This window comes from Streptomyces sp. NPDC018833 (assembly GCF_044390825.1).
In the GTDB taxonomy this organism is placed as follows: domain Bacteria; phylum Actinomycetota; class Actinomycetes; order Streptomycetales; family Streptomycetaceae; genus Streptomyces.
Genome location: NZ_JBIRZM010000009.1, coordinates 169625 through 181808, shown reverse-complemented (window position 1 = coordinate 181808; position 12184 = coordinate 169625). Strand labels below are relative to the sequence as shown.

General features: G+C 69.9%; 13 protein-coding genes. 12 read left to right on the top strand and 1 reads right to left on the bottom strand.

The annotated features are described in order from the left end of the window. Positions 1–63: 63 nt before the first annotated feature. Complete coding sequence (locus tag ACH5AF_RS19990; RefSeq protein ID WP_398902957.1) at positions 64–354, top strand: hypothetical protein; 291 nt, start codon at positions 64–66, stop codon at positions 352–354. Positions 355–401: 47 nt separating this feature from the next. Then, positions 402–782: a hypothetical protein gene (locus tag ACH5AF_RS19985; RefSeq protein ID WP_398903039.1), complete on the top strand. Its 381-nt coding sequence runs from the start codon at positions 402–404 to the stop codon at positions 780–782. A gap of 28 nt (positions 783–810) precedes the next feature. Here ACH5AF_RS19985 and ACH5AF_RS19980 read toward each other — a convergent pair whose 3' ends face one another. Next, on the bottom strand, positions 811–1629 hold the full coding sequence (locus ACH5AF_RS19980; RefSeq protein ID WP_398902956.1) for a hypothetical protein: 819 nt from the start codon (positions 1627–1629) through the stop codon (positions 811–813). A gap of 302 nt (positions 1630–1931) precedes the next feature. Between ACH5AF_RS19980 and ACH5AF_RS19975 the strand changes: the two genes are divergently transcribed. The 10 genes from ACH5AF_RS19975 to ACH5AF_RS19930 all read left to right on the top strand — a co-directional run bounded on the left by ACH5AF_RS19975 (position 1932) and on the right by ACH5AF_RS19930 (position 12182). Further along, complete coding sequence (locus ACH5AF_RS19975) at positions 1932–2123, top strand: hypothetical protein (RefSeq protein WP_398902955.1); 192 nt, start codon at positions 1932–1934, stop codon at positions 2121–2123. Between the two features lie 140 nt (positions 2124–2263). Further along, positions 2264–3001 (top strand): hypothetical protein, encoded by a 738-nt coding sequence (locus ACH5AF_RS19970; RefSeq protein ID WP_398902954.1) that lies wholly within the window; start codon positions 2264–2266, stop codon positions 2999–3001. A gap of 53 nt (positions 3002–3054) precedes the next feature. Beyond that, positions 3055–4251: a phage tail protein gene (locus ACH5AF_RS19965; RefSeq protein WP_398902953.1), complete on the top strand. Its 1197-nt coding sequence runs from the start codon at positions 3055–3057 to the stop codon at positions 4249–4251. Beyond that, positions 4248–5507, top strand: coding sequence for a tape-measure protein (locus ACH5AF_RS19960; protein WP_398902952.1), 1260 nt, complete (start codon positions 4248–4250; stop codon positions 5505–5507). The genes ACH5AF_RS19965 and ACH5AF_RS19960 overlap by 4 nt, the downstream gene beginning before the upstream one ends. A gap of 29 nt (positions 5508–5536) precedes the next feature. Next, positions 5537–6460, top strand: coding sequence for a phage distal tail protein (locus tag ACH5AF_RS19955; RefSeq protein WP_398902951.1), 924 nt, complete (start codon positions 5537–5539; stop codon positions 6458–6460). Between the two features lie 316 nt (positions 6461–6776). Continuing rightward, positions 6777–7967: a hypothetical protein gene (locus ACH5AF_RS19950; RefSeq protein ID WP_398902950.1), complete on the top strand. Its 1191-nt coding sequence runs from the start codon at positions 6777–6779 to the stop codon at positions 7965–7967. Between the two features lie 43 nt (positions 7968–8010). Next, positions 8011–9198: a hypothetical protein gene (locus ACH5AF_RS19945; protein ID WP_398902949.1), complete on the top strand. Its 1188-nt coding sequence runs from the start codon at positions 8011–8013 to the stop codon at positions 9196–9198. A 23-nt stretch (positions 9199–9221) separates the two neighbouring features. Beyond that, a complete protein-coding gene (locus ACH5AF_RS19940; RefSeq protein ID WP_398902948.1) occupies positions 9222–10361 on the top strand; it encodes a hypothetical protein in 1140 nt (379 codons plus the stop codon). A gap of 10 nt (positions 10362–10371) precedes the next feature. Further along, positions 10372–11478, top strand: a complete 1107-nt coding sequence (locus ACH5AF_RS19935) for a hypothetical protein (protein WP_398902946.1) — start codon at positions 10372–10374, stop codon at positions 11476–11478. Further along, positions 11478–12182, top strand: coding sequence for a hypothetical protein (locus ACH5AF_RS19930; RefSeq protein ID WP_398902945.1), 705 nt, complete (start codon positions 11478–11480; stop codon positions 12180–12182). The genes ACH5AF_RS19935 and ACH5AF_RS19930 overlap by 1 nt, the downstream gene beginning before the upstream one ends. The last annotated feature ends 2 nt before the right edge of the window (positions 12183–12184 follow it).

Sequence of the window (12184 nt, the reverse complement as noted above, 5' to 3'; positions counted from 1 at the left end):
CAGCGCCGCCCCGCCCCCCGCCCCTCTCCTCTTCAGCCACTCGAACAAGGAGTACGCATCACCATGGCCCGTTTCGACGTCAACGCCGCCCGCGCCCAGCGACTGGAGACCGTCGGTCACTCCTGGTCCTTCGAACTGGACGGCGAATCCTACGAACTCCCCACCGAGCTCAGCCGGGCGACCGCCAAGGCGCTCCGCAAGCTCGACGACAACGACGTGGACGGCCTGCTCGCGCTCCTGATGGGTGAGAAGCAGTTCAGCCGCTTCGAGCAGCACGACATCACCATGCAGGACATCGCCGCCATCCTGGAGGCCTACGGCAAGGAGACCGGGCTCGGCCTGGGGGAAGACTGAGCCTCGTCGAGTTCGTCGACGAACACGCCGAGGCACTCGAAGCGGACCTGCTCCGTTACTACGGCACCGACCTGCTCGACTGGTACCGGGGCGATCTCTCCAGCCGGCGCGTCGCGGTCCTGATCAAGCATCTGCCGAGCGACAGCGCCGTCCTGCGCGAACTCCACGGCGAGGCCGCGGAGTGGTCGGTCTCCGACCACCTCCTCGCGGCGGCGGTGGATCATCTGGCCGTCGCCAACTGGATGTTCGCGAGCGTCAACACGGGCGAGGACGACGACCCGCCCGAGCCGCCCACCCCCATACCGCGCCCGGGAGGTCCCGAGCCGGAGGAGGAGGACGGAGAGGACGGAGAGGGCGGCACGCCGGAAACGGCGGAGGGCAGCGCCACGGCGCCGTCACCCGGTGAACTCGCCCATTTCTTCGGGTGACCCCCGCGGCCCCCGGAGCCCGTTCCCGTCAGGGATCGGTCTCCGGGGGCGCTTCCCGTGCTCGGTCGGTCAGCTCCTCCTCCAGGGCCCTGGCCCGTTCCGACAGTCGGCGGCTCTGCGCGCGGGAGTCCGCCTCACCGGCCCCGGCCGCCCGGCGTTCGGGGCCGGATCCGGGCTGTGTGGGAACCCCGAGCGGCGGCACTATCGGGCGCCCGCCCTTGCCGCGGACGACCTTCCGTACCGGCTGCACGGTCCGGCGCGTCCGGGCCTCCTGGGCGGTCGGCGGGCCGTCCTGTTCGAGAGTGGACTCGTCGGCACGAGGGCGCGAGGCCTCGTCCCGTTCAGGCGCGGTCGCGTGCTGAAGCTCCGCGTCGGGATCCGGCCCCGGCTCACGATCGGGATCGGGCTCAGGCCGCCGTTCGAGGCGCTCGCGCTCCCCGCGTATCCGCTCCTCGGCCTGACGCACCGCGGCAGGCGGTTCGAGGAACCGCGCGAACGGCAGCGGAATGACCCGGGCTCCGTCCTCACCGCCCTCCCCGCGTCGCTGGGGACGCCGGATTCCACGCGCGTCACTCTGCCCCTGCGCATAGGCGTCCGCCACACGCCTCTCGTACTCCCGCCGTATACGCGGGAGTTCCTCCGAGACCGCCTCCGCCCAGCCGGCGGTGAAGGCCGCCGTCTCGCGCCGATCGATCTCGGCACGGCCGATCACCACGAGGTCCTCTGGCGCGTATCCGGCGACATGGACCAGTTCGGACAGCCGTGCGAACAGATGAGGCAGATCGGGGCTCATCGCGAGCCAGTCGATGACCTGCGCGCGCCGTCTGGCGCTCAGCTCCCTGTCCATGCGTAAGCAATGCCTTCCCGCCCCCTTGGGTCCCCTCGCATCCCCCGGAACCCTCACTCCCTGAACTGGTCCGATCCAGGGAGCGTGGATCCAGCGTACCCGGTCGCACCGAGGCCGCCGGTGGTGGCCAATCCCACCTGGGCAGACGCATGCAGACACGCCGTCAGGCGTTTCACGCTCGACAAATCCGAAACCGCCGTTCGACAATGAATCGCACACCAGTTCGATACTCTCCTCAAGGTGAGTCCGCGGGCCCCACCCGCGATCGGATTGCTCCGGCAAGCAACGGAAGGCAGGGCACCATGACGTCACAGGCTGGGGGAAGCCGCGTACGGAGCACACTCCAGGACCGCCTCAACGAGTTGCTGCACCGCCCCGGCCCCCTCGACAAACGCGCACTGCTCGCCACCCTCGACGCCGAAGTCACGGCTCGCGAGCTCCACGCGTACAAGGCCGGCTGGAACGACGCCGTCGCCGAACTACGCCGCCACTGACACCCAGACGCCCCACCACGCCTCCTCGGCGGGGATCGTTCCCACCACCCACGCACAAGCCGCCCGCACCCGTCCAGGGGCAGGCGGCTTCGGCGTTTCCGGGTGCACCCAGGCACGCCACCTCCGAATCGAGAGCAGCCATGACAGTCATACCCGGCCCCGTGCAAGATCTCTCCGCAGCCCTGGTCCAGGCGCCCCCGTGGATCGACCACCAGAAGGACTACACAGAGACCAAGAAGATGGCGGTCAATCTGTCGACCACCGTCTCCGGCATCAAGGGCGACATCACCTTGATGAAGGTGGAGATGGCGGGCCTTTTCGCCCTCTCCGTCGGCCTCTTCAAGATCGACTACACCTGGTTCAAGCTCGATGACAAGGGCATCACGATCAACGGCCGCCAGAGGTTCGGATGGCCGTGGGCGGACAAGGCCAAGCACTTCCAACTGCGCGTGGAACGTCGCCAAAGGGCCCTCTTCGACGACCAGAAGGGCCTGAAGAAGAAGCTCGAGAGGCTGACCTCGCGCCAGGACGAGCTGGCCCGCGCACAGAGCCGTCTACGGGGGGCCGAAGCGCAGCAACGCGGTGCCCAGCGCCGATTCGACGAGGGACGGGGCTCCCAGCGAGCGCTCGACCGGGCCAAGGCGCTGGCGGCCGGGGCCAGGGAGGAGGTGGAAAGGCTGCAGAAGAGGGTCGACCGCGCCAAGAAATCCGCCGAGGGACTCGCCAAGAGCGCCTCCACGACTTGGACGAAGCTTCAAGCGCTCGAAGTCAAGGAAGAGAAAGCGAAGAATCTTTGGAAGAACAACGCCGCGGAAGCGACCACCGACCTCAACGCCCTACGGACCGCCCTCGGACAGGCCGCACTGGCAGCCAGCTGACGAACACCGTCATCACGATCGGCTCCCGCCCCCTTCCGTGAAATCAGGTGACCATGTCCCTCGCCAAAGCACTCTCCACCACCTCGTCTGCGCTCAGAAACCTCAAGACCAACGCCCAGCAGGGCGCCCAGGCCGTCTCCCGCGTCGGCAGCGGCGCGAACTCCGCGTCGAGCGGGGTCAAGCAGCTCAAGTCCTCGGCACAGACCACCACTTCCCAGCTCAAGAGCCTCAAGACCGCCACCGACCGGGCCGAGCGCTCCATGGCCAAGGCCGGCCAGACCGGCCAGTCCGCCGGGAAGAAGCTCAGCAAATACGAGTCCGGCGCCGGTAAGGCCGCCAAGGGTCAGGACAAGCTCAACAAGTCCATGAAGGGCAACTTCCTCGCCCGCCTGATCGAGCTGTTCATGCCGCTCATCGAGAAGATCGTCGAGATGGCGACCCGCTCGAAAACGATGCAGACGATCATGAAGAAGGCGTTCGGCGCCATCAAGACCGTGATCAGCTCCGTCATGAAGGCCATCGGGCCGATCATGAAAAAGGCCGGCTCCCTGATCAAGACGGTGTGGAACGGCATCAAGAAGGCCATCTCCACAGTCGTCAAGGCCGTGGCGACCGTCATCAGGACGTACGTCAACACCTGGAAGAAGATCATCACCACGGTGATGAACGCCATCAAGTCCGTCATCGGGGCCGTCTGGCGCGGCATCAAGGCCGTCATCATGCCGGTCGTCAACTGGATCAAGTCCGCGATCCCCGCCGCGTTCCGGGCCGTCAAGGACAAGATGTCGTCCATCTGGAACGGCCTGAAGGACATCGCGTCCCGGGCGTTCAACGGCATCAAGAACGGCGTGAAGGGCCCGATCAACGCCGTCATCGGCCTCATCAACTCGATGATCCGCCGACTGAACGGCATCAAGGTCAGCGTCCCCGGCTGGGTCCCGCTCGTCGGCGGCAAGACCTTCGGCGTCAGCCTGCCGACCATCCCCATGCTCGCCACCGGTGGTGTCGTCATGCCGCGCCGCGGGGGCGTCCCCGCCATCCTCGCCGAGGCCGGCGAGGCCGAGGCCGTGCTCCCGCTCTCCAAGCTGGACCGGCTGCTCGCCCTCACCGCCCGACGGGCCCGCACGGCGCATGCCCGGGCCGGCGCGGCAGGCGCCGGATTCCACATCGAGCACTACCACGCCGCCCGCAACAGTGACCCGCAGGCAACGGCGGACGCGCTCATGTACCTGGCGAAGGCGCGCGGATGAGTACCGCCGCACTGGCGCCGGTGTACAGCGGGTCACTGCTCACGGGGTTGCCCGCCGCCTTCCGCAACCTCAGCAGCACCATCCGGCCGGCCAACGCGGCGCTCCGGGAGCTGACCCGGGCCCTGCGCGAAGCCACTGGCAAGGCCACCCCCTTCGCCGGAGATGCCCGGGGCGCGGCCACGACGGTGTCCCGCTTCCGCACCGGAGCCACGTCAGTCGGCGGTTCCGTCACCAAGCTGAGCCGCTCGTCAGCCCACCGCGGCGTCAAGTCGTTCGGCGACAGGGCCGGCAAGGCGAAGGCGTCGGTCGGCAAGCTCGGTCAGGGTCTCGGCGGCATCGTCGCCATCCTCCTGCCGTTGCTTCCCGTCACCGACATCATCACCAAGCTGATGGAGACCTTCGGCACCCTTACGACCGTCGCTGCCGTCGCCATGACGGCCGTCAACGTCGCCATGCGTGCCAACCCGATCGGATTCCTCATCGGCATCCTGGTGCCCGTCGCCGCCTGGCTCATCGAGTACGCGATGCACAGCGAGACCGGTCAGCGGATCATGAAGCAGGTCTTCGCGCAGGCGCTGAAGGGCTTCCAGGCGGTCTGGAAGTTCATCGGGCCGGTCATGAAGCTGATCGGGAAGGCCGTCGGCACCTACTTCAAGGCGTACCTGACCGTGATCACCGGGGTCCTCAAGGGCCTCGGCTCCGCGTTCGGCGGGATCTCCCGGACCGGGTCGGCCGTCTCCTCGGCCGCCAACGCCCTGCGCGGGATCGTCTCCCGCGCCTGGAGCGGGCTGAGGAACGCCGTCCAGCCGGTCATCAAGTGGATCACCGGCTCCGTGCCAGGGTTCTTCACCCGGATCAAGGACGCCGTCACCGGCACCCTGCGCGGTATCGGCGGAATGCTCGAAGGCGGCATGCAGACCGTCCTCGGCGTCGTCAAAGGTCCCATCAACGGGCTGATCGCCTTCGCCAACTGGATCATCGACGGGCTGAACAAGCTCAGCTTCAGCCTCCTCGGCAAGAAGTTCGGCGTCGACATCGACAAAATCCCGATGCTCGCCGAGGGCGGTGTCGTCTTCCCCGGCTCGGCGGACGCCCCGCGGATCCATTCGCTCACCGAGCTCGAGCACCGCCGCGTCCCGGCCATCACGGAGCCCACTCAACGGCCTTACCAGATACGGGAGTTCCGTGAGGAGCCGGGCGCCGGTCCGCGCTCGACCGCCGAGGACCTGCTGTTTCTCGCGACCGCCCGCCCCTGAACCCACCCAGAAGTGAGGTGACGGCCCCCATGGCCGAGACCACAACCCCATACGCCGGAAACACCTATACGGCCGACCTCGCGCCCGGTTCACTGATCACCCAGGACGGGCAGATCCAGTGGGCCGGGCTTCTCATCGGCCCCGGAACCCCGTTCGCGGTCGACCGCTCCGGCCTCACCGGCTGGGAGGACCTGCCCGATTACGACGCCTCCGACGCCGACCGGCCCACCTCCCACGGCGCCTGGCCGGGCTCCCGCTACGCCAAGCCGCGCAGGGTCGGCGGGACCATCGTGCTGATGCCGGAGTACAGCGCGACGGCCGAGGCCGTCCGCGCGCTGCGGCAGGCGCTCGCCCTGCTCGACGAGGAGCGCTGGCTCGCGGTACGGCTGCACGGCGAAATCCTCGCCGTGCGCGCCCGGATCGCCCAGCGCGTGGTCCCCACCGACCGCGGCTTCGCCACCCAGGGCACGTCCAAGATGTCCATCCAGTGGCTCGCCGCCGATCCGCGCCGCTACGTCGTCAACGAGCAGGTCGCCACCACCACGGCCCCGCAGCCCGAGTCCGGGCTGACGTGGCCGCTGACCTGGCCGCTGGACTGGGGCCAGGCGACGAGCACCGGCGACGCCGTCGCCGAGAACACCGGCTCCGCGCCGGCCCACCCGGTGATCGTCTTCCGCGGCCCGTGCTCCATGCCGACCGTCACGCAGCGGGTCAGCCGGCGCCGGCTGCGGTACGCGATCGATCTGGCCGCAGGCGACGAGCTCACGGTCGACACGGCAGCGGGCACGGTCATGCTCAACAACACGGCCTCCCGGCGGCACACGGCCATGGCGGACTCCAGCCCGGAGGAACTCTTCCTTCTGGAGCCGGGCCGCACCGAGCTGTCCTTCCGGCCGGACGGCGCGAACGGGGACGCGCTGATGACCGTCCGCTGGCGCAGCGCCGAATGGTGACCCGCCCGAAACCGGCACCTGCCCGCTGACCGCACCCGCGCGACCGACGGCACCGGCACCGGCACCGGCACCGATCCGTACAGCACCCGCACTCGACCCGCGTAGCAGACGCGTACGGCGGCGAACGCCGTACCCGCCCACGCGCCGCCCGACCGCGGCGCCGAGCGGCGGCCCGCACCGTTCGTGCGCCGCCCCGGCCCGCACCCCGCCCGGCCGACCGCGGCGACGCGGGCGGTGCCCCGTCATGCGCACGACTCGCCGCGCAAACGCCCCGCGAACGCCCCCGACGCCCACGCCCCTCCCGAAGAGGTGACCCATGACCGTACGTGCCGCATGGCTGCAGCCCACCGGCCAGACCCGCGAGGACACCCGCCTCACCCTCGCCGCCCTGCTCACCCCCAGTGGCGAGTCCCCCGAGGAGACGCCGCTGCGCTCGCGGCCGGGCATCGTGCCGGGCGGCTTCGTCCTGACCGGCAGCTCGCCCATGCAGTGCTCGATCGGCACCGGTCGCGCGATCGTGCAGGGCAACGACACCGACCAGGGCGCCTATCTGGTCGCCGTCACGACGCCCGAGACGCTCACCGTCGCCGACGGCGACCCCCAGCACCGCCGGATCGACCTGATCGAACTGGCCGTCGTCGACGACGCGTACGACAAGACGGGCGTCACCGAGGCCGTCGTACGCCTGGTCGAGGGCACCCCCTCGGCCACCCCGACCGCCCCGCCGAGCGGCCCGGGCAGCACGATCCCGCTGTACACGGTCTCCGTGCCGGCCGGCACCTCGGCCGGCACCGGCGGTGTCCCCTGGACGACCTCCGCGGTGACCCCGCTGCACTGGCCGGCCGTGGCCCTCGGCGGCATCATGCCGACCAGCGGCTTCAAGGGCGCGTACGTCGGCCAGTACCGGGACACCGCCGGGCTCCTCCAGCGCTGGGACGGCACGACCTGGGTCTCGTACCCGAAGCCGATCGGCGGTATCGCGCCCAACGGGACGCTGACGACCGGGAGTTACACCGGCCAGTACCGCGACAACGCCGGTGTGCTCCAGCGCTGGGACGGGACGAACTGGCAGTACGCCGAAGGCAAGGCGACAGTCCTGTTCTCCGTCTCGCAGACGGCGCAGCAGAGCATCTCCCCCAACACCTGGACCACGATCACCTTCCAGAGCATCGACGTCGACGACGCGGCGGGCTGGAACGGCTCCACCACCTACACCGCTCCGCGGGCCGGCTGGTACCGGATCTCCGGCCATGTCGTCTGGGCCGGCGACTCCGCGAACGGTTTCCGTGGCGCCCGGGTCCTGATCAACGGTGTCGGCGTACCGCGCTGCACCTGGCTGACCCCCGCCGGCAACGGCGCCGTCGTGGTCGGCGGCCAGGGCCTGATCAAGCTCACCGCGGGCAGCACCGTCCAGCTCGCCGGCTACCAGACCCACACCGCGGCGGTGAAGACCCTCGGCGGTTCGGGCTACGCCGGCAACCTCTCCGCCGAGTGGATCAAGTCCTGACCTCCCGAACTCCCTCGCCCGCAACTTCGATCGGAGAAACCCCATGAACCTGCGCAGCAGCTGGGTCGCCGAGACCGGCCAGACCCGTGAGGACACCCGCCTCAACCAGATCGGCGCGACCACCGCGGTCAACCCCGTCCAGGTCCGTTCCGGCATCCTGCCGGGCTCCTACAACGGCCAGTTCCGGCTCTCCGGCTTCTGGATGGCGGGCACCGCCGCCATGTCGGCGACCGTCCACGAGGGCCGGGCACTGATCCAGGGCGAGATCTCCCAGGGCGTGTACCCGGTGGCGCTGCCCGTGGCACAGACGATCACCTTCGCCGAGGGCGACGCCCAGTACGGCCGGATCGACCTGGTCGTCGCCAAGGTCTACGACGCCCTGTACGACTCCTCCGACCGCCATGAGGCGAAGATCGAGATCATCCAGGGCGTGCCGGGCCCGGCCCCGCAGGCCCCCGCCCTCCCGCCGCTGAGCCTCGCGCTGTACGAGGTGACGGTCGTCGCCGGCGTGAGCGCGGGCAACGGCGGCATCAACTGGAACACCTCCCTCAAGGACCTGCGTACGCCGGTGGTCTCCCTCGGCGGCATCCTCCCGGTCGAGGGCGCGGTCTTCCCGGGCGCCTACCCGGGGCAGTACCAGGACTCCGGAGGCGCGCTCCAGCGGTGGGACGGCGGCGCGTGGGTGCCGTACCCGTCGGCGCTCGGCGGCATCATCCCGAACAGCGCGTCCACGCTGCCGGCCACGTACACGGGCCAGTACCGAGACTCCACGGGCGGCCAGCTCCAGCGCTGGAACGGCTCGGCGTGGGTTCCCGCGGTGCCCGGCCCGTTCTTCACCGGCTCCAACGACTCCGGGTGGACCCAGTCGACCACGTACACGGCGGCGCTGACGGACACGACGAGCACCCCGCTCGACGTGGACTTCGTCGCCGGTCCGTCGGGTGCCGTGCTGATCACCTACGGCGCGCGGATGCACGCCGAGTCCGCCACTCCCACCACGGTCGCCATGAGCTTCCGGCTGACCAAGGGCACCGCGTCGGCCTTGGAACCGAGCGACGAGACGGCCGTGCTCTACACCGGCTCCTCTCCGGCGTCGATATCGTCCACGACGCGCGTCTACGGCATGACCCCTGGGGCCACCTACACGCTGACGGCCGTGTTCAAGGTCGGCAACAGCGCCGTCAAGGGCCACTTCGACAACACCTTCCTCCGCGTCGACAACCAGGCCTGACCCGCACCCCCAGGAGACTTCCCATGGTTCTTCGCAACGGCTGGCTCGCCCCCACCGGACAGACCCGCCTCGACACCCGCCACACCGCACTCGGCGCCACCACCCCCGCCGGCCCGTTCGCCTCCCGGTCCGGCATCCTCCCCGGCACGTACGACGGCAAGTACCGCGTCGGCGGCCTGTGGATGAGCTCCAACGGCCCGATGTCGGCCACGGTCTACCACGGCCGGGCCGTCATCCAGGGCCCGGAGCCCCAGGGCGCGTATCCCGTCGCCCTCGACTCGGACACCGTCATCACCTTCGCCGACGGCGACCCGCTCAACCCGCGTGTCGACCTCGTCGTGCTGCGGGTGTACGACGACCAGTTCGACGGCTCGACCAGGAGCGAAGCCGCCCTGGAGATCGTCCGGGGCACCCCTGCCGCCACTCCGGTGGCGCCGGCCGCACCCGCGCTCTCGCTGACGCTGTTCTCGGTCCGCGTCCCGGCCGGAACCTCCGCGGGTACGGGGGGCATCCCCTGGACCACCACCGGAACGGTCACCGACCTGCGCGTCACGGTCGCCGGCGTCGGCGGCATCCTTCCCGTCTACAACAACGGCGCCCTGCCCGGCGCGTACCCGGGCCAGTACCAGGACAACGACAACTCGCACTTCCTCCAGCGCTGGGACGGCACGGCCTGGGTCGCGTACCCGAAGGAGATCGGCGGCATCGCCCCCAACGGCGCTTTGTCCACCGGCAGTTACCCCGGCCAGTTCCGGGATGCCGGCGGGGTGATCCAGCGCTGGAACGGCACCATGTGGGTCACCTACCAGCCTCCGGTCGAGGTGGAGACCCTCACCAGCGGCGTCACGGCCCTGCCCGGCTGGACCCTGCAGTCCTTCAACGCGCGCCGCACCCGCGGCATCGTCACCCTGACCGTGGTCCTCACCCGCAACGGCGCCGACATCAACGCCAACAGCGCGGGCAACATCACCGACGAGCAGCTCTGCACGCTGCCCGCCGGCTGGCGTCCCGCCTTCGACGTCGAGACCACCGCCTGCGACGGCTTCGCCAACGGCGGCGCCTACATCTCGACCAGCGGGCAGGTCATTCTGCGTACCTGGTCCCCCAACGGCGCCCTTGTCGCCGGCCGCAACCTGCGCGTCTCCGCCACCTACGTCCTCTGAGGGGAGCCCGATGAGCCTCGACACGCCCTATCGGGCGATCTTCTGCGATCTGCTCTCCGACCAGACCATCGACATCCTGCCTCTGCAGGACGTCCAGTTCGACGACTACATCGGCAAGGCCGGCTCGCTGTCCGGCACCGTACCCATACCGGACAAGGCCATCGCCGGGCGCGTCCGCCAGGTCGAGGAGGGCCGCACCGCGGTCTACCTGGAGCGCGGCGGGGACCTGTGGTGGGGCGGCATCATCTGGACGAGCACCCTGCAGAGCAGCGAGCGCGGGGTGCTGACCCTGGCCATCCAGGCCGCCACCTTCGACTCTTACGCGGCCCGGCGCCGCATCCGCGAAGAGATCAAGTTCACGACGCCGACCGACCAGCTGGAGATCGCCCGCACTCTCTGGAACCACCTCCAGAAGACCGACGACGGCAACATCCGGGTCAAGGTCGGCGCGGAGACCTCGTCCGTCAAGCGGACGGCGGCCTGGCGCGACGGCGACGAGACCGTCTACTCGGAGGCGATCGCACAGCTCGCCACCCTGGAGAACGGGTTCGAGCAGCAGATCATGGTGTTCCGGGACCCGGTCACCGGCGAGCGCGTCCGGCAGTTGCGGCTCGGCTCCCCCAAGATCCGTACCGGCGCCACCGATCTCGTCTTCGACCGTCCCGGCACCATCCTGTCGTACTCCTTCCCGCGCGACGCGACCCGCGGTGGCACCACCTCCGTGGCCCGCGGCGCGTCCGTCAACAACAACGCCGCCGCCGAGTCCCGGCCGCTGTACTCCAAGCCCCCGGCCGTCGCCCAGGACCTGCTCGACGGCGGCTGGCCGCGGATCGACCTCTCGTCGGACCACAACGAGATCACCAGCCAGGCGGCGCTGAACTCCCTGGCCGCCGCGAACCTCGCCCAGGTCCGCGGCGCCGTGCTGATCCCCGAGATCAAGATCCGCCTCGGCGGGGTCGTCCCGCCGGCGCTCCTGGGCCGCTTCGCACGGATCCGGATCACCGACGAGTGGCACCCCCAAGGCCTCGACGCCCGCTACCGGATCATCGGCGTCAAGGTCAGTCCGCCGCAACGGGGCCGCCCCGACACCGCCGAGCTCTACCTTGAGGAGGCCTGATGCCTCAGCTGCCCGAGGACATCATCGACCGGCTGACCCAGATGGAACGCCGGATCCAGGCGCTGTCCACCGCGGTCAACACCCGTCCCGCGCTCAACGAGATCACCAACGGCGCGCTCACCGTGAAGCTGCCCAACGAGACCGCCGTCCTCCAGGTCGGCAAGTGGGGCACAAACGAGAACGACAAGGAGTACGGGCTCACGATCCGCCGCCAGACCGGCGAGCGGGCCCTGGCCCTGTACAACGGCAACGGCTCCGACACCGCCAAGCAGGTGCTGCGCCTGTTCGACGCGTACGAGCACGAGCTCTTCTCGGACGACATCAGCGCCGGCGGGCTCGCCCGGCCCTGGCTCCAGATGCTGCCGCCGCAGGACCTGGCCTCGATCAACTGGTCGCAGACCACGTCGACGACGTGGAGCACCATCGCCCGGTCCCTCAACCCGATCTGGCAGCCGCTGATGCGGCTGGGCGTGTACACGCGCTTCTCCTCCGGGGCCGCCGGACAGGTGAAGGTCCTGGTCGACGGCGCCCAGTGGGGTCCGACCGTCAACGCGGGCACGACCTTCGACCACACGGGCCCGATCGTCGCCGACATCCAGACCCGCTTCGGCACCAGTGTGACCGTGGAGATCCAGGCCATCGTCACGAGTGCGAGCGGCACCGTGTACGCCCAGCCGTACGTCATGTACGGCCGGCAGAGCTGAGG